Origin of the sequence: Dysgonomonas sp. Marseille-P4361 (genome assembly GCF_900343125.1) — a bacterium.
Taxonomy (GTDB): Bacteria; Bacteroidota; Bacteroidia; order Bacteroidales; family Dysgonomonadaceae; genus Dysgonomonas.
In genome coordinates this window covers 114,729-131,863 of record NZ_OPYL01000008.1, presented here as the reverse complement: position 1 = coordinate 131,863, position 17,135 = coordinate 114,729, and the positions used below count along the sequence as shown (strand labels likewise).

The following is a 17,135-nucleotide window of genomic DNA, read 5'->3' as shown; positions in this document are numbered from 1 at the left end:
GGATTTACCTGTTTCTGCCAGATTCTTAAATACTTTGTTGCTAGTGACACGTTTGTTCTTACAGACTCTGATCGGAGTGGAATCTACAAAGCTGATTCCTGTGCACTTACCCAAACAGCAGGTTTTAGCAAAGATAGTCATTGTCATCAGGCAACTTTGCTGTAGTTCCACAAAGCGATTGTAGGAGACTGTTTTGGGGAACTCTGATTGCATATGTTTCTGTACATAAAATAGATAGAAGTATTTGAAGCTGCGAAAACCACTAAGATGAAAAAGTAAAGTGATAGTTATAACCTCAGATGTACTCATCTTAGGCGGGCGTTTGGATTTATGTCCCAGAAGAAAAGAGCTGGTTTGTTCTTCAAAATTCTTGCAAAACTCATCAACAAGTGAATATATTTCCGTAATTTTATCAAAGCAGATCATAAGGCGATTTATTGTTATATAAAAGATTGTCAATACTTTAAATATAATAATTTTTCGCCTTATATCCCTAAAATTCAACCAATAAGATTAATCGAACTCAGGTTATTAATAAAACGTTATAGTGCTTTAATCAGGGCGGGGCGTATTGTAAATATAAATTTATACTATTAAGAGAAAAGCTATAATCCTTTTTTACAGTATTTAAACAAAAAAAGAGTGGAGATATTCTCCACTCTTTTTTATTTATTGTATTTCTAATAGCTGAATTACTCAGTATAGAAGATAGCAACACGGTTCCATGCATTTTCAGCATATGGTTGAACTGTATCACCTTTCCACTCAACTGTTACACGGTTGCTGTTGATGTTGTATTTGTTGATTAACGCATTAGCAACATTTTTAGCACGTTTTTCAGAAAGTTTTTCGTTGAATGAAGGAGTTCCTGTTTTCTTGTCAGCATATCCGATAACTTTAACTTTAGCGCTAGGGTTATTTTCTAGATATTTAGCTGTGTTGTAGATGCTAACTTCTTGGTGTTTGTCGATGTTAGCGCTACCGATACGGAAGAATACTACGTTAGATACGAAGTTATCTTTTGGATCTGGGCATTTAGGGCAATCTTTTTCAACAAGTTTTTCAATAACTTCTGGTTTTTTGTTACGAAGTTCGTCATTTTCTTGACGAAGTCTGTTGATTTGACCGTTTAGGTCATCAAGAAGACCTTGATCCATTAGTAGAGCTTCAGAGAAATCAGTTTTCTTACCAACTTTGAATACTAAACTTGCAGATGCACCAACTAGACCATCATAAGTGTTACCACCACCATGGTTGAATGCTTCTTTAAGAAGAGCAGCAGATAGATCGATGTCTAGAGCAACTCTGTTAGAGAATTTGAATTTGTTGATCAAACCACCATTGATAGTGAAGTTTCTTTGTTTTCCACCTGGGTGAGTTGCACCATTCATTTTGTAATCCCAACCGATTGCACCACCGATACCTACATAAGGGATAAGGCTATAAACACGGTTTTCGTTGTATTTACCAAGGTAGTTGATAACATCAACCATAACGTCTACTTCACCCATGAAGTATTTGTTATGTAACATGTCTGTTGCGTTGTTAAAGAAGTTGTGAAGAGATCCACCTTGAGCTTTAACACGAGCACCTAGATATGGGTTGAACCATTTTCCGAACTGAACTGTAGGAGCAACAGTTAAGCGATTTAAGAAATCAGCATCGCTGTTAAAATCTCCTTGTACAAAATTAGCTCCAGCTCCAACTCCGATAAACCAGTTGTCCCAGAAACCATTATCTGCAAAAGTTGCATTACGACCAGGCTTAGTGCTAAATCCGCTTTCTTGAGCGAACATAGTCATAGTCGCAAAAACTAAAACTAAAAGTAAACTTACTTTTTTCATAATCAATCTTTTAAATTATAATTAAACACTGTTTGTTAATCTGCATATTGTTTATACCAAGAGTATATTCTGTCAATTCCTTCGCTTATCTCAATTTGGTGCTTCCAGCCTAAAGAGTTTAGCTTGGATACATCTTGTAATTTTCTCATTGTTCCATCCGGCTTTTCGGTATTAAACCATAAATGTCCAGAAAATCCAATTTTACATTTTATAAGCTCAGCAATATCTTTGATAGAAATTTCATGTCCTGTGCCTATATTTATATGTGTATTTCGAATCTCTTTCTTCTCTATAACATTAGTTAAGTCCAAAAAGTTTACAGATTCCATTATAAATACCGTAGCATCAGCCATATCTTCACTCCAAAGAAATTCACGCATTGGCTTTCCTGAGCCCCATATTTCCACCTGAATAACATTGTCTTTCGTCTGAATCCCGTATTTTTTTAAAATATCAAGTATTTCTTCTTCCGAAGAACTTCCAGATACATCTTCTATGGGACGTTTGTTCAAGTCTTCTCTTATTGTATTCCAATCGTTATTCTCTATACATTTCGCTAAATGTATTTTACGAATCATTGCCGGTAAAACGTGTGATGTTTCTAGGTTGAAGTTGTCGTTCGGGCCATATAAGTTTGTAGGCATTACTGCTATAAAGTTAGTCCCATACTGAATGTTGTAACTTTCACACATCTTTAAACCTGCTATTTTCGCAATTGCATAGGGTTCATTTGTATATTCCAGAGGTCCTGTGAGTAGTTCACTTTCAGCCATTGGCTGCTCAGATTCCTTAGGATAAATACAAGAACTCCCCAAAAATACTAATTTTTTTACATTATTTATATAAGATTGATGAATAACATTGTTTTGTATCATCATATTCTCATATATAAATTGTCCTCTATATGTATTGTTGGCTATGATTCCTCCCACTTTCGCTGCGGCAAGTATAACGTAATCAGGTTTTTCTTTAAAGAAAAAACTAGCTACAGCTTCTTGGTTTGTAAGATCTAGTTCTTTGTGTGTTCTTAAAAGAAAGTTGGAATATCCTTTTTCTCTTAAACTTTTAAGTATTGCAGATCCTACAAGTCCTCGATGTCCAGCAATATATATTTTAACGTTCTTATCTATCATCAAAAACTCTCCTTATTCAAAGTAATTAAGGATTCGATAACCTCCGTTTCTTAAATACTCTTCTTTTTTCATAAGCTCTATGTCATGGGTGATCATATCATGACACAGTCCTTTCAAGTCGTAGGTCGGCTCCCAACCTAGTTTTGTGCGTGCTTTTGTATTGTCTCCAATCAGAATGTCAACTTCTGTTGGTCTATAGTACGCAGGATCAATACCTACAATAGATTCTCCCAAGCGTTTCTTAAAAGCATCTAAATGTTCTTCTCCTACTGCTTTAGAGAAAAGCTCTTCGTTTATATGTGCAATAAATCCTTCTTCTTGTTCATTCTCTCCTTTAAATTCAACAGTAACCCCAGCTTCATTGAATGTCATCTTTATGAAGTCACGGATTGTTGTTGTTACTCCGGTAGATATAACATAATCATCGGGTGTATCTTGTTGGAGTATCAGATACATTGCTTTGATATAATCTTTAGCATGTCCCCAATCTCGTTTACTAGATATATTTCCCATGTATACCTTTTTCTGTAATCCAAGAAGTATACGGGCTGCAGCGCGTGTTACTTTTCTTGTTACAAAAGTTTCACCTCTTAATGGAGATTCGTGGTTGAACAGGATACCATTGCTGGCATGCATACCATAAGCCTCTCTGTAATTCACCGTGATCCAGTATGCGTAAAGTTTAGCAACGGCATATGGACTACGAGGATAGAAAGGGGTTGTTTCTCTTTGTGGTATTTCTTGTACCATACCATAAAGTTCCGATGTAGAAGCTTGATAGATTCTGGTCTTATCTGTTAAATTTAACAGACGGACAGCTTCTAAAAGTCTAAGAGTTCCTATACCATCAGCATTGGCTGTGTATTCAGGAGTATCGAAGCTTACTTTTACATGGCTCATTGCCGCAAGATTGTATATTTCATCAGGTTGTACATCACCGATAATACGAGTTAAATTCATGCTATCAGTCATGTCTCCATAATGAAGAACCATATTTCTTTTTTCATCATGAGGGTCTTGGTAAAGATGATCTATTCTATCAGTATTGAATAGAGAAGATCTTCTTTTAATACCATGTACAGTGTAGCCTTTTTTTATCAAGTATTCGGATAAATAAGCTCCATCTTGTCCTGTAATGCCTGTGATGAGCGCGACTTTATTATTCATAAAATTTGTCAACTACTAAGTTTATGGTGTTCTAGAATCCTGTTTATTGGGCTTCATCTTAGAACATGCAAGTTACAAAGATATAGTTTTTTTAACTAATTCAAATAAAAATGGCCTTATTTCATTAATTTTTCCTTTTATCAGCACAAATTAAGAAGAAAAATCGACTTCAGTAATGCGTGCATATCTTTTAACAACCTTTTTTTCTTTGTCAAGGAGTATTAATACAGGAGTACTCATAATACCATAGTTAATGAAGTTTTTCCCTCCAAACCCTTTAAGGTTGCATAGCTTATCCTCATCATTCCACGGATAACGTTTAGAATCTTTCGTAAAAGATGCCTGATCGGAATCTGCTGAAACGGAGATGATACGTACGTTCATTCCTTTCAGCTTAGGGTATTCATTTATTAGAGACTCCATTTGAGCATGACAATTATCGCAGTCAGACTGGTAAAAAACGATTAAAGTTCTTTCTGCGTCTGAATCTAGTATGCTTCTTTTAAGTCCTATAAGGGGAGGGGGTACACTCCCTTTTTTTAGTTTAGCTAAAGCAAAAGCATAAAACATATTTCCTTGAGGCACTTCTATGCGTCCAGACTCTTTGATGTAGGGGACAATGATATCGAATGCGTCATCCCATCCGTATTGTTCAGTGATTGTTATCAGGTTGTCTGCTAAATGTTCGAAAACTTCCTGGTTATCTATTCTTTTTAATATTTGTACCATATCATTTCCCAAGATTTCCTGAGAAGGAGCAATCTTAGTTAATCCATCTATAATATGTTGCCATATGCTACTACTATATAGACGATTCATGTCTAGTTTTTCTTTAGCGAACAGGCGGGTATTCAGCTTTTCGTCCAAGCTTGTTCTTTGATAAGCAACTTTATTGACTTGTTGCATATAACTTATCAGTTGGATAAAATGGTATGCATATAAAGTAGTGTCTGAAGGAGGTACAACCTTATTTTGCATAATTGAATACAAATAAGCATTTTCTTTTGAGTCTTTGAAGTTAAGCTTGTTATCTGCATCTTTTGTCAGCGTGAAGCTCTCTTTATTGACTATAAGATTTAATGGAGCATTGTTTTGTATAAGAAGAGAACCCATTCCCACATAGTCTTTGTCTTTTTCAGGAATACTGATTGTTATACTTCCATTGAGGGGGATAATCCCTTTTTGGATCGTATCCTTCTTTATGCCTTTATTGAGAGCGAAGGTATAAGTCTTATTTGCATCACCAGGTAAATTAAAAGTAATCTTTTGGGCATAAATAATACCCGGTATATGTAGTAGTAAGAATATGTATAGTAATAGTTTCATTTTAATGTTAATCCTATTTTATAATAAAGGAGAAAATAACCTTATTACAGACTCTTTAAATTTTCTGAATCTTGGTCGTTTTTCCCATTTCTCAAGAGATAATAGGGTTGACTGTTCCATATCTCTATAAAAAATTATTTTTGCTTTTTCGCAAGATTCTCTATTGTATATAAATGCATCAATTTCAAAATTGTGTTCGAAACTTCGAATATCCATATTGGCCGACCCCGTGATGGTCAAATCATTGTCTACGACCATTAGCTTGGAGTGTAAGAACCCTGCTTCGAAAAAGAATACATTAACTTTAGCATCCAAAAGATCCTTGATGTATGACATGGAAGCAATTTGTACAAATGTAGTGTCCGATTTTCTTGGAACCATTATACGTACATCCACACCACGCATAGCCGCTGTTTGTAACGCCAATAATAAGGAATCTGTTGGCACAAAATAAGGCGTTTGTATGTAAATACATTCTTTTGCATTTGATATAGCTTGTAAAATACCGAGATGTATGTCCTTAAAACGTCCGACAGGTCCACTTGTTACAATCTGTATTAAATTATCACCTTTGTTCTCGAGCAAAGGGTAATAAGAATCAGATGCTAGAAACTCTCTTCTTGAGGAGTACCAATCAATCAGGAAAGATGTTTGTAGACCAGCTACAGCCTTACCTTCTATTTTTATATGGCTGTCTCTCCATATTCCGGAGTTAATCCCTTCGATATATCTGTCGGCAACATTCATTCCTCCTACAAATCCCACTTTTCCATCTATTATAACAACTTTTCTGTGGTTTCGGTAGTTAACTCTGCTTGTTAGCAGCTTAAATGTTACTTTTAGGAATGGTTGAACTTCTATTCCGTCTTTTTCCATGTCCTTAAAAAAGCGACGCTTCACTTTCCATGAACCAACATCATCGTATATAAGACGAACTTCTATGCCTTCCGCTGCTTTTCGTGCTAAAATTTCTCGCGTTTTATTTCCAATCTCATCATCTACAAAAATGTAATATTGGATGTGTATATGTCTTTGAGCCTTCTCTAATTCCTCAAAGAGGGCTTTGAACTTGTCTTCTCCGTTAGAATAGAATGTGACATCACTTCCTCCATATAAAGGGGCAGCTTTAAGCCTATTGAGTAAACTCACTAAACCTTTGTGTTCAGTGGGAGGATTGAGGGTTTCTAGTAACTCTTTCCTTCCAATAGATCTTCTGTTGAGTTTCTTATACATCTTGTGAGAAATGAGTCGTTGTTTACGACTGTCTTCTCCAAAGAAGTAATAGATAACTAATCCAACCAATGGCAATAATAGCAGAATTAATACCCATGAAATAGTTTTCAGGGGATTCCTATTTTCAGAGATAACAACAACCATTGTACCGAGGGCTGTTACTACATAAAGAATTTGAAAAATAAGAATTAAGTTATCTGTCATTATCTTCTCTTCACCAGTGGATATAAGATTCTATAAATTCAAAGTTAGTAAAATTAATTAGTTCATTTAAATAGTATGAGGAGCAATCTCGTATTTTGAATTTAGTATATAGAAGAGATCTCCTTTAAGAATTTTTGAACTTTTTGAGAAAAAGATGTTTTAAGTTGTGTTGTTAATGTTATGATAAATAATAAAGCTTGTTTTTTTAGACCTTTTCGGAGAGAGTCAAAATAGGGGGAAAATTATTTTCTGTATTTTTCCTCATCTTCTTCTTCCATCATACTAAGGTATGACTTGTAACGACTTTCGCTGATGTAATGATTTTCTACTGCTTCAAGAACAGCACAACCGGGTTCATTGATATGTATGCAATTGTTGAATCTGCAATCTGCCGAGAGTTTAAATATCTCAGGGAAATAGTGAAATATCTCAGTTTTCTCCATCGATACAGTTCCAAAACCTTTAATTCCGGGAGTATCTATAATGAAGCCTCCTTCGGGTAATTCTATCATTTCGGAAAAAGTAGTGGTATGCATTCCTTTACCGTGATAATCAGATATAGCTCCAGTTTTGAGCTCGACGTGAGGTATCAGCGTGTTAATTAAAGTAGATTTTCCCACTCCTGAATGTCCTGAGAATAATGTTGTTTTCCCTTTTATTAAATCTTGTAAAGCGCTTATTCCTTCTTTGTGCAAAGCTGATATTTTTATAGAGGGATAACCTATATAATCGTACATGCTGATCAGCGCATCCATATATTCTGTTTCTTCCTCTGAATAGATATCCGTTTTGTTGAAGATCAGGTTTACGGGGACTCTGTATGCTTCAGCTGATGCTAAAAAACGATCAATGAAAACTGTAGAAGTTACGGGGTGGTTTATAGTAACAATAAGAAAGCATAGGTCGATGTTGGAAGCAATGATGTGCGATTGCTTCGAAAGATTGGACGAGCGACGGATGATGTAATTTTTTCGATCTTCTATTTCCGAAATAAACGCAGTTCCTTCGTTGTTCTCAATAATAGATACTCTATCGCCTACTGCGATTGGATTAGTGCTGCGAATCCCTTTAAGACGAAAGTTGCCTTTTATCTTACATTCGATATCGCGTCCGTCGTCTGTGCGAACCAAATACCAACTGCCTGTATTTTTAATTACTAAACCATTCATAACGAAGTGTTGTGATAATAACTAAGCCAATATAACATGATAAAAGAACTTTCTATTATATGTCACATTGGCTTGCGTATATGTTTTATGTTGATCAGATAGTCAATATCTCTTTTTCTTTAGCAGCGAAAATCTCGTCAATCTTCTTGATGTATTTGTCGTGCAGTTTTTGCATATCGTTTTCAGCATCTTTGGCAACGTCTTCAGCCACTCCGTCTTTTACAGATTTCTTGATAGAATCAATAGCATCGCGACGAGCGTTACGAACACTAACTTTAGCGTCTTCTGCCTCTTGTTTTGATTGCTTAACCAAAGCCTTACGACGCTCTTCTGTTAATGGCGGAATTGATAAACGAATCATCTCTCCATTGTTGTCAGGGGTGATACCTACATCTGAGTTTAAGATAACCTTTTCTACTTCTTTTAGCATTTGTTTCTCCCATGGTTGAACAATGATAGTTCTTGCATCAGGAGTGCTGATAGAAGCAACACCACTCAGAGCAGTCAGTGTGCCGTAATAGTCAAGCTTTATGCCATCTAGAATTCTTGGATTTGCTTTTCCTGCACGGATACGAGCCAAACTTTCATCTAAAAATTCAATAGCAGATTGCATTTTTTCTTCTGCTTTTTGTTCTAATTGTTTTAAGTCTGTTGCCATAATAGCTTTATTGTTTTAATTTATTTATTTCAATCAAGTATGTACGTATGTTCCTATTTTCTCACCTTTCATCAGTTTTTCAAGGTTGCCCGGTATGTCCATATTAAAGACTACAATAGGAAGGTTGTTTTCTTTACACATGACAGTTGCTGTCATATCCATCACTTTCAATCCTCTGTTATAAACTTCGTCGTAAGATATAGAATCAAATTTCACAGCATTCGGGTCTTTCTCCGGATCGGCTGTATAAATTCCGTCTACTCTCGTGCCTTTTAGCATAACATCAGCTTCTATCTCGATTCCTCTAAGGGATGATCCTGTATCTGTAGTGAAGAATGGGTTACCGGTTCCGCAAGATAAGATTACTACTTCGCCGTTATCCATTGCTTCAATAGCTTTCCACTTGCTATATATTTCACCTATAGGTTCCATTCGTATAGCTGTAAGCACTCTGGCTTTTTGACCTATGGCGACCAATGCAGAGCTTAATGCTAAGCTGTTGATTACGGTTGCAAGCATTCCCATCTGATCGCCTTTTACTCTATCAAAGCCATCAGACGAACCGCTCAGTCCTCGGAATATATTCCCGCCTCCTATAACTATACTTATTTGAACGCCCATATCTGCCACAGCTTTTATTTGCGTTGCATATTCGTTCAGTCGATTAACATCGATACCGTATTGTTGCTCTCCCATTAGGGATTCTCCGCTAAGTTTTAGGAGTATTCTGCCGTATTTTACCATATTCAAATATTATCTAATGCAAATCTAACACAAATTACGAAATTATAAAAAATTAATAGGGGAGAGAAAGCTCCAAACAGTAAGATTATTGTTGTGGTATTTCTACTAAGGGGTGAAAAATAATTATCTTTGCCTTACCTCATAAGATAATGATATGAAAAATTTGTGGTCAATTATTTTAATTTTATTTGCAACAACAATGTGTAGTAGTAAATCGGAAGAACCAATTGTTCTAATTAAAACCAATTATGGTGATGTAAAAGTGAAACTCTATAATGAAACACCTATCCATAGAGATAATTTTATAGAAAAGGCTAAAGCCGGTTTTTTTAAAGATCTGACTTTTCATCGTGTTATTAAAGATTTCATGATACAAGGAGGAGATCCTAAAAGTAGAAATGAGGCAGATTCTACAATTGTTGAAGATAAAACTCTAGGCGATACTATTTCTGCCGAATTTAGATTCCCGCAATATTTTCATAAGCGTGGTGCTTTGGCTGCTGCACGATGGGGAGATGCAGAAAACCCAACAAAGGCGTCTGATGCTTCTCAGTTCTATATTGTGACAGGAGAGAAATGTTACGAGGAAAAGATGAATGGAATAGAAAAACAACGTTTCGAGAGATTGAAACAGAATATCTATAATACAATCCAATCCGCCAATATGGATACTATCAAGGCTTTGTATAAGGAAGGGAAGCGTTCTGCTATAACGGAGATAAGAGAGCAATGGAGAACTCAGGCAGAGCAGGAAGCAGAAGCTAGAAAAGGGGAGACCTTATATAGTGACGAACAACGAGAACTGTACCGGACAATAGGAGGAACGCCACACCTTGATGGAGAATATACTGTGTTTGGCGAAGTCCTGGAAGGCATGGATGTAGTAGATAAGATACAAAATGTGGAGACAAACTCGAAGGACAAGCCTATTCAGCGAGTGATTATAAAAGATATAATAGTGCAAGAATAGTCTGAAGATTTTTTACAGGTCAAATAGTATAAATAAGAATGGATCAATCTAAAGATAAGCTTTGGGAGGTGTTAGATCGTGAATATCTGGGGAACGAGCCTTGGTTTACGGTTCGCAGAGATCATGTAAGACTCCCTAATGGGAACGAAATCCCTAGTTACTATGTATTTGAGTATCCTTCATGGGTGAACGTTATAGCAATAACGAAAGATCAAAAGTTTCCTTTTGTTCGCCAATATCGTCATGGATTGAGAGGGTATTTTATGGAGTTATGCGCCGGAGTCTGTGAAGAAGGCGAAGAACCTATTGTGTCGGCTAGACGCGAACTGCAGGAGGAGACTGGTTATGGAAACGGTAACTGGGAGTTGTTGACCGCAATTTCGGCTAATGGTTCCTCTACAAATAATATTACATATTGCTTTCTAGCTGCTGATGTAGAGAAAGTTTCAGAACAACATCTTGAACCGTCTGAGGATATTACAGTCCATCTGCTAAGCCTTGATGAAGTAAGAGAGTTGCTTCTGAGCGATGAGATGAAACAGGCAACTCAGCTGGCTCCTCTGTGGAAGTATATGGCAATAAATAAGTTAATGTAGTCCGGCTAAAACTCTAACTTGTCTTTGTAATTTCTGGAATTAGGGTGTGGAACGCCGAATACTTTGGTTGAGATGTCTTCAATTTCTACTTTCCAGATTCTGACATTGTTAACGGCAGGAGTAGAGTAGGTGAAAGGTCTGTCGGTATATTGTTTCATAAGTATATTCAGCACTTTTACCTTTTCTTCAAAGTCCTCTTCGAATACAACTTTACCTCTGCACAATACACTCGCGCACTTCATCCTATAGCTACATGCAACTTCTTCGTTCTGGTAAGTGAGTTGCGGATCGGTACAGAACGTAATACATACATTCGGATTCTTTTCCAATGCTCTTACACTAGACCCCTCCTGTGCCGAATGCAGATAGATAGTGTCATTAGCATAGCCAAAGTTCATAGGGAGAACATAAGGTAGTCCATCGGTCCCTATCATACCAACATAACATACTTTATTCTTTGTAATTATTTCTTCTATCAAGGCACGTTCTTCTACAGTAACGGTCATCATAAGGCAATAAGTTTTATTTAATCGGTGCAAAGATAACTACTTGCTGTCAGTTTTAGAAATTTCTAGTTTTAGCTTTTGCTATATTCGGTTTTATTGTAAATCACGACAAATAAATTTGGCGAGTATTTTTATGACCCGCCAAATGAAAATTGTATATATTAATAAGGTTTGATACTAAGGTAGGGTGTACCTTAATCTCTTTATTTAGTGGCATCAATGACACCTCTGAAATAACCGATTGATTGTCCTATACCCGAGCGTGGGTCTTTCATATTCTTTTCGTACTCTAAGCTGCAAGCTCCCGAATATTTTACTTCTCTGAGCATTCTAACAAATGCAGGAATGTCAACGATACCCCTTCCTATCTCACTACTGCGCCCTTCTTTGCTGGCCGCTGTCGTATTTTTCATATGAATGTCAAAGATTCGGTCTTTATATTTTTTCAAGTCAGCAATAGGGTCATGACCCGCACGCTTGTTGTGACCTATATCTAAGCATATACCCATACGAGGATCTAAATCTTTGATATGATTGTAGATGTCGGTAGCATGAGGATATAGCTTTATGTCGGGACCATGAAGGTGTATAGCGTATCTGAAGTTGTATTCTTTTACCTTTTCGTTCACATAAGGCAATACTTCGTGAGCCGGAACTCCGACAATAAGAGTTACGCCAACTCTTTTAGCATATTCAAAGGCTCTGTCAACTTCCTCTTTACTGTTCATGTAAATAGGTCCTACAGCGTAGCCTTCTACATTTGCGGCAGCTAATTTTTTATGAAATTCAGCTATTTGTTCGTCAGTGCTATTTAGCGGTAAATGAAAGTCTTTGATGCATAGATAATTTACCTCTACCTCTTGCATCATTTTCAGGGTCTCGTCCAGATCGAAGTTGACGAAAGTATATCCTGCCATAGCTACCTTGAATAGTTCTCCGTCATCCTTGTATCCTTCTTTCGTTGTTTGGGCTTGTACAGTTATATTCAGGAAAAATATGTGCACGCACACAATGGCGAGTGTTTTGAATATCCATGTTCTCATGTTTTGCTATTATTTAAAAGGTTATTAGATTAAGTTTTTTGAAAGATAGAGTTTAAAGTTACAAATTCGAATTGATATAGTCCATAAGATTCAGCTCTTTTTTTAGCTCAGGTTTTCCTATTTGTTCCACCTGGGTGTTTATTATGAGCTGTTTTTTCTCTTTAACCAGTTGTTCTAAAAATGTGTCTATTTCGTTCAAGTTATCTTGAATAGGGGTGTTTGATATTTCGTGATCGGCATTTTTTACTTCATAAAAGAAATGGGGTGATTGAATAGAACTTAATTGTTCTGAAATATGCTTTGATCCGTAAAAGCCCAATCCCATAGCTTCTATTTTATCAAAAGGCACACTACGGTCTGCATCGCCATGAAATAACAGTATTGGAGCCGGTTTTTGATTCCAATCCAGATTTGCTGTAGAACTAAAAATAGCTCCGGCAAGAGAGATGATTCCCGCATAGTTGAAGTTGACAGGAAGCTTGCTGCTGAGTTTCTCTTTGTTTGCTATCGAGTAGGTTGCGTGTAGGGCTGTTATTGCTCCGGCACTCGAACCACAAGGAACAAGCATTGTAGTATCAATATTCCATTCTTTAGCATTGGCAAAGATATAATTGGTAGCATCAAAGAGATCTTCCACAGCGTAGCCAATACTTCGAGGTAAAGCTTCGGGATAAGCTGCCGGATCTTGTACTTCTTTCAGTCCCAATCGGTAATCGATAGAAATTACCTGATAGCCTTTGTCGAGCAGAAAGTTGAAGAATTTGTCATAGCTTTCACTAGAGCGGCTTCCGGCTTTGAATCCACCGCCAAAGACATAAATAACACAAGGTTTTTCTCCTTCGATAGCGGTTTTGTTGTATCTGTCCATGCGAAGAGTATCAGTTCCCTTTATAGAAAAAATGTAGGTTTGTTTATCTACAATTTTATTTTCTTTCTCTATTGGTTTGTTACACGCAAACAACAGAAACAATAAAGCGAAAAGTACACTGAAATTTTTCATGGTAGATAATTTTAATGCATTATTTTATATAAAAGTTCTTTTAGAAGTTCGCCATCAGATGCAGAAACATTATCCACACCTTTGCATTTAGCGTCGTATGTTCTCAGCAAGCTGATAATCTCCATACACTTAAAGGCATTATAATTCTTCAGGGCTATTACATAATCTTTTGCCTGATATGGGTTCCTAAAGCCAAGCTCTGCGGCAATTCCCTGTTCTGTTTTATTTTTTGCCCAATAACAAATCATGAGGTTGCTGAAAAAATTGAATAGAACGATCATGGTTACAATCATCGGATTGTTTTTCGGGTTCTTTTCAAAGTAATCGGCTATTTGATTAGCCTTATAGATATTCTTCTCTATTATGGCTTTCAGTAATTCAAAGTTGTTGAAATCCTTACTGATCCCTATGTTTTGTTCTATCAGGTCAGCTGATATTTGCTTCTGTCCAGCCGGAATAGCTATCAATAGTTTGGCTATTTCGTTGGTCAGTTTACTCAAATCATTTCCTAAATAGTCGGATAGCATCTGAGCCGACTTCTGGTCTGTCGTTAATCCTTTACTTTGGATATAAGAAATAATAAATGCAGGAATCTTATATTCCGGAATCTTACTCGACTCGAATACTATTCCATGCTTGTCTATAGCAGCATATAATTTTTTTCTTTTATCTAAATTTCCTCCTTTGTAATTGATAACAAGAATGGTAGAGTGTAGTGGATTTTTTGCATAAATCTCCAATTCTTCAATCTTACTCAGATTTTGCGCTTCTTTGATTACTACCAACTGATAATCGGACATCATAGGGAAGCTGCGAGCCATTGTGATAACGGCAGGCACATTCGTTTCCATGCCGTAAACAATGGTTTGATTGAAATCGCGCTCTTCTTCGGGAAGTACGGTTTCTGTCAGGAGGTTTGTTAGCTCGTTTATATAATAAGGTTCATCACCCATAAATAGATATATGGGTTTGAACTTTCTATTTTTTATATCGGCTTTTAGTTGTTCAAAAGTCATATTTACTGTTATTCAAATCGTAAGTGTTTTACGGTCTGTCCATTGTTTATTAATGTTGTAAGTGCTTCTACACCTACCATGACATGCTCTCTTACAAAATTCTGAGTGACAATCTGGTCGCTTTTCTCAGTTTTTACCCCATCGGAAATCATCGGTTGGTCAGATACCAACAGCAATGCTCCAGTTGGGATGTGATTGGCGAAACCACAAGTAAAAAGTGTAGCTGTTTCCATATCTACAGCCATCGCACGTATCTTGCGAAGATATTCTTTGAATGAGTCGTCATGTTCCCATACACGTCTGTTGGTAGTGTAAACAGTCCCTGTCCAATAGTCGCGATTATGATCTCGTATGGTAGAGGAAACAGAGCGCAACAGACTAAATGCAGGTAAAGAAGGAACTTCCGGTGGATAGTAGTCGTTCGACGTACCCTCTCCTCGTATTGCAGCAATAGGCAGAATATAGTCACCCACACTGTTGATCTTTTTTATACCGCCACATTTGCCTAAGAACAATACAGCTTCGGGTTCAACTGCGCTAAGCAGGTCCATGATAGTAGCTGCATTTGCACTTCCCATCCCAAAGTTTATAATGGTAATCCCTTCAGCAGAAGCGTTTGGCATATTACCATCAAGCCCAATGATAGGCACTTTGAAATGATCGGCAAAGACTTCTACATATTTCGAGAAATTGGTGAGTAGAATATGTTTTGTGAATTGTTCCAAAGGTCTTTTGGTGTATCTTGGTAGCCAGTTTTCGACTATTTCTTGTTTTGTTTTCATATAAAATAGTTTTAAATTTGTTTATAATTAAACAAGTCTATCCTCTTTTTTGTTGGAGATAAACAAAGGTAACAAATGTTAGATTTAAATTTACCCCCTTTTGATATAAAAGTAAAAAAGGTAAACGGCAAGCCTGTCGTTTTCGATCAGTTGCGACGCAAGTTTATCGCACTTACTCCCGAAGAGTGGGTTCGTCAGCATTTTATCAATTACCTGACCACAGAGAAGGGGTATTCATCTTCGTTGATAGCAAATGAGATTCAGATAAATCTGAATAATCAGAAGCGTCGTTGCGACTCGGTTGTGTATGATAAAGAATTGCAGCCGATTGTAATAGTTGAATACAAAGCGCCCGATGTGAATATTACTCAGGATGTTTTTGATCAGATAGTACGCTACAATATTGTGTTGAAAGTGAAATATTTGATTGTGTCGAATGGCATAAATCACTATTGTTGCAAAATAGATTATACTACTCAGTCGTTCGAATATTTATCGGATATCCCTCATTATACAGATCTATAAAAAAAGCTCCTCTTAAATCAAGAGAAGCTTTTCTATATAAGTTTATTGTCTTTCTTATTATTCAGCCGGAGTTGTTGCCGGTTGTTCAGCTGCCGGAGCATCTGTTCCTGGCATAGGTAGAGTTGTTGACATATCAGGAGTTCCTGTATTAACCGGAGCAGGAGCACCTACTTCTGGTTGTAATGCATTATTAACGCTTTTTGGTGAAATCATAACGCATATGATACTCATTACCATTACAAAGCATGCCAATCCCCAAGTTGCTTTTTCTATAAAATCAGTTGTCTTGCGAACACCCATAACGGCATTTGAAGATGAGAATCCGGAAGCTAAACCTCCTCCTTTAGAGTTTTGAACAAGAACTATTAGTATTAGAGCAATTGATGCAATTACAATTAGAATAGTAATAAGCGTTGTCATTTTGTATCTTTAAATTTCGTATTTATAATCAGTTTTTCCAAAAAAATCAATTGGTCTGCAAAGTAAATATTTTTTTTCGGATAATTCAAGCTTAAATGTTTAATAATTTTATAAGCTTTTTCGTATTTCTTTTGCTTGATATATATTTTTGCAAGCGTTTCGGTGAAGAAAATATCTTCGTTTAGTTCCTCTCCATCATCTTTTATCTCGCTTTTTTGGGGGGACGGAGGAGTGCTAGCTTCTTCTGTAGGAATGATGCGGATGCCATCTTCGCTTTCTGCTTTATTGATAAAAGTATCAATTATACTTTGGTGTTTTAACTTTTTCTCTTCGGTAGTATGCCCTGTAGTATCTCTTTTCTCTTCTGCTTGCAGGTAAGAAAAATAATCGGTAGAGGCCAGACTGGAGTTAGAAATGCTGTATTCTAAATCTTCCTCCATCCCTAAGTCTTCATCTCTGGATTCGAAAAAGGCATTGAGCAGAATGTTTGTTCTATCCTCTTCAATTTCTTTTTTGCCGGTCTGCTGTAAGAAGTAGTCAAACTCCTCGCTCAGTATATAATAAAAAAGAGCCTTTCTGTCCGATATAGTGATGCTCAATCTTGATAATTCGGGGTTGAAGCCATTAAAGTCATACAGATAAAGAGCTTTCAGATAAGCGAACAATGCACCTTGAAAGTAAGGATATTCATTCACCAATTCTCTGAGGGGAAATATATCCTCTATTGTAGGATCGGTTTCCCTTCTTGCAATTTGGTGAAAGTGTTGAATATTCATTGTTTTTTTGATTTCGTTGATTA

At 36.6% G+C, this 17,135-nt stretch carries 19 protein-coding genes; 3 read left to right on the top strand and 16 right to left on the bottom strand.

The window, feature by feature from the left end; all coding sequences use genetic code 11:
* The 9 genes from DHU68_RS12980 to pyrH form a co-directional block, all read right to left on the bottom strand.
* A partial coding sequence (locus DHU68_RS12980; protein ID WP_304529276.1) for a transposase occupies window positions 1-309 on the bottom strand: 309 nt, incomplete at its 3' end.
* 383 nt (window positions 310-692) lie between these two features.
* A complete protein-coding gene (locus DHU68_RS12975; RefSeq protein ID WP_108823427.1) occupies window positions 693-1,844 on the bottom strand; it encodes an OmpA family protein in 1,152 nt (383 codons plus the stop codon).
* 35 nt (window positions 1,845-1,879) lie between these two features.
* Complete coding sequence (locus DHU68_RS12970) at window positions 1,880-2,974, bottom strand: GDP-L-fucose synthase (protein ID WP_304529277.1); 1,095 nt, start codon at window positions 2,972-2,974, stop codon at window positions 1,880-1,882.
* Between the two features lie 15 nt (window positions 2,975-2,989).
* On the bottom strand, window positions 2,990-4,144 hold the full coding sequence (gene gmd / locus DHU68_RS12965) for a GDP-mannose 4,6-dehydratase (protein ID WP_108823425.1): 1,155 nt from the start codon (window positions 4,142-4,144) through the stop codon (window positions 2,990-2,992).
* A 150-nt stretch (window positions 4,145-4,294) separates the two neighbouring features.
* Complete coding sequence (locus DHU68_RS12960; protein WP_108823424.1) at window positions 4,295-5,470, bottom strand: peroxiredoxin; 1,176 nt, start codon at window positions 5,468-5,470, stop codon at window positions 4,295-4,297.
* A gap of 18 nt (window positions 5,471-5,488) precedes the next feature.
* Window positions 5,489-6,907 (bottom strand): cardiolipin synthase, encoded by a 1,419-nt coding sequence (gene cls, locus DHU68_RS12955; protein ID WP_108823423.1) that lies wholly within the window; start codon window positions 6,905-6,907, stop codon window positions 5,489-5,491.
* Between the two features lie 242 nt (window positions 6,908-7,149).
* Window positions 7,150-8,076: a ribosome small subunit-dependent GTPase A gene (rsgA, locus tag DHU68_RS12950; RefSeq protein WP_108823422.1), complete on the bottom strand. Its 927-nt coding sequence runs from the start codon at window positions 8,074-8,076 to the stop codon at window positions 7,150-7,152.
* A 94-nt stretch (window positions 8,077-8,170) separates the two neighbouring features.
* Window positions 8,171-8,734 (bottom strand): ribosome recycling factor, encoded by a 564-nt coding sequence (gene frr, locus DHU68_RS12945; RefSeq protein WP_108823421.1) that lies wholly within the window; start codon window positions 8,732-8,734, stop codon window positions 8,171-8,173.
* Window positions 8,735-8,767: 33 nt separating this feature from the next.
* Window positions 8,768-9,478: a UMP kinase gene (gene pyrH, locus DHU68_RS12940; protein WP_108823420.1), complete on the bottom strand. Its 711-nt coding sequence runs from the start codon at window positions 9,476-9,478 to the stop codon at window positions 8,768-8,770.
* Between the two features lie 154 nt (window positions 9,479-9,632).
* On the opposite strand from pyrH, the gene DHU68_RS12935 reads away from it, so the two are divergent.
* Entirely contained in the window at window positions 9,633-10,448 is an 816-nt protein-coding gene (locus DHU68_RS12935) for a peptidylprolyl isomerase (RefSeq protein WP_255412508.1), read from the top strand.
* 38 nt (window positions 10,449-10,486) lie between these two features.
* Window positions 10,487-11,044: an NUDIX hydrolase gene (locus DHU68_RS12930; RefSeq protein WP_108823419.1), complete on the top strand. Its 558-nt coding sequence runs from the start codon at window positions 10,487-10,489 to the stop codon at window positions 11,042-11,044.
* A 5-nt stretch (window positions 11,045-11,049) separates the two neighbouring features.
* Here the strand turns inward: DHU68_RS12930 and DHU68_RS12925 are convergent, their stop codons facing one another.
* From DHU68_RS12925 to DHU68_RS12905, 5 genes are all read right to left on the bottom strand, one after another.
* Window positions 11,050-11,553 (bottom strand): pyridoxamine 5'-phosphate oxidase family protein, encoded by a 504-nt coding sequence (locus DHU68_RS12925; RefSeq protein WP_108823418.1) that lies wholly within the window; start codon window positions 11,551-11,553, stop codon window positions 11,050-11,052.
* A gap of 200 nt (window positions 11,554-11,753) precedes the next feature.
* The gene (locus DHU68_RS12920; RefSeq protein WP_108823417.1) at window positions 11,754-12,593 is read right to left on the bottom strand and encodes a sugar phosphate isomerase/epimerase; all 840 of its coding nucleotides are present in this window, start codon (window positions 12,591-12,593) and stop codon (window positions 11,754-11,756) included.
* Between the two features lie 58 nt (window positions 12,594-12,651).
* Window positions 12,652-13,593 carry an alpha/beta hydrolase gene (locus tag DHU68_RS12915; RefSeq protein ID WP_108823416.1) on the bottom strand — a complete coding sequence of 314 codons (942 nt, stop codon included), beginning with the start codon at window positions 13,591-13,593 and terminating at the stop codon, window positions 12,652-12,654.
* Window positions 13,594-13,604: 11 nt separating this feature from the next.
* Window positions 13,605-14,609 carry a DNA polymerase III subunit delta gene (gene holA / locus DHU68_RS12910; RefSeq protein ID WP_108823415.1) on the bottom strand — a complete coding sequence of 335 codons (1,005 nt, stop codon included), beginning with the start codon at window positions 14,607-14,609 and terminating at the stop codon, window positions 13,605-13,607.
* A gap of 8 nt (window positions 14,610-14,617) precedes the next feature.
* The gene (locus DHU68_RS12905) at window positions 14,618-15,391 is read right to left on the bottom strand and encodes an AMP nucleosidase (RefSeq protein WP_108823414.1); all 774 of its coding nucleotides are present in this window, start codon (window positions 15,389-15,391) and stop codon (window positions 14,618-14,620) included.
* A gap of 75 nt (window positions 15,392-15,466) precedes the next feature.
* Here DHU68_RS12905 and DHU68_RS12900 point away from each other — a divergent pair, with 75 nt between their 5' ends.
* The gene (locus tag DHU68_RS12900) at window positions 15,467-15,916 is read left to right on the top strand and encodes a type I restriction enzyme HsdR N-terminal domain-containing protein (RefSeq protein ID WP_108823413.1); all 450 of its coding nucleotides are present in this window, start codon (window positions 15,467-15,469) and stop codon (window positions 15,914-15,916) included.
* Window positions 15,917-15,973: 57 nt separating this feature from the next.
* Here the strand turns inward: DHU68_RS12900 and secG are convergent, their stop codons facing one another.
* Window positions 15,974-16,336 (bottom strand): preprotein translocase subunit SecG, encoded by a 363-nt coding sequence (gene secG / locus DHU68_RS12895; RefSeq protein WP_108823412.1) that lies wholly within the window; start codon window positions 16,334-16,336, stop codon window positions 15,974-15,976.
* Window positions 16,333-17,112, bottom strand: coding sequence for a hypothetical protein (locus DHU68_RS12890; RefSeq protein ID WP_108823411.1), 780 nt, complete (start codon window positions 17,110-17,112; stop codon window positions 16,333-16,335). Before DHU68_RS12890 ends, secG begins: the two co-directional genes overlap by 4 nt.
* Window positions 17,113-17,135: the final 23 nt, after the last annotated feature.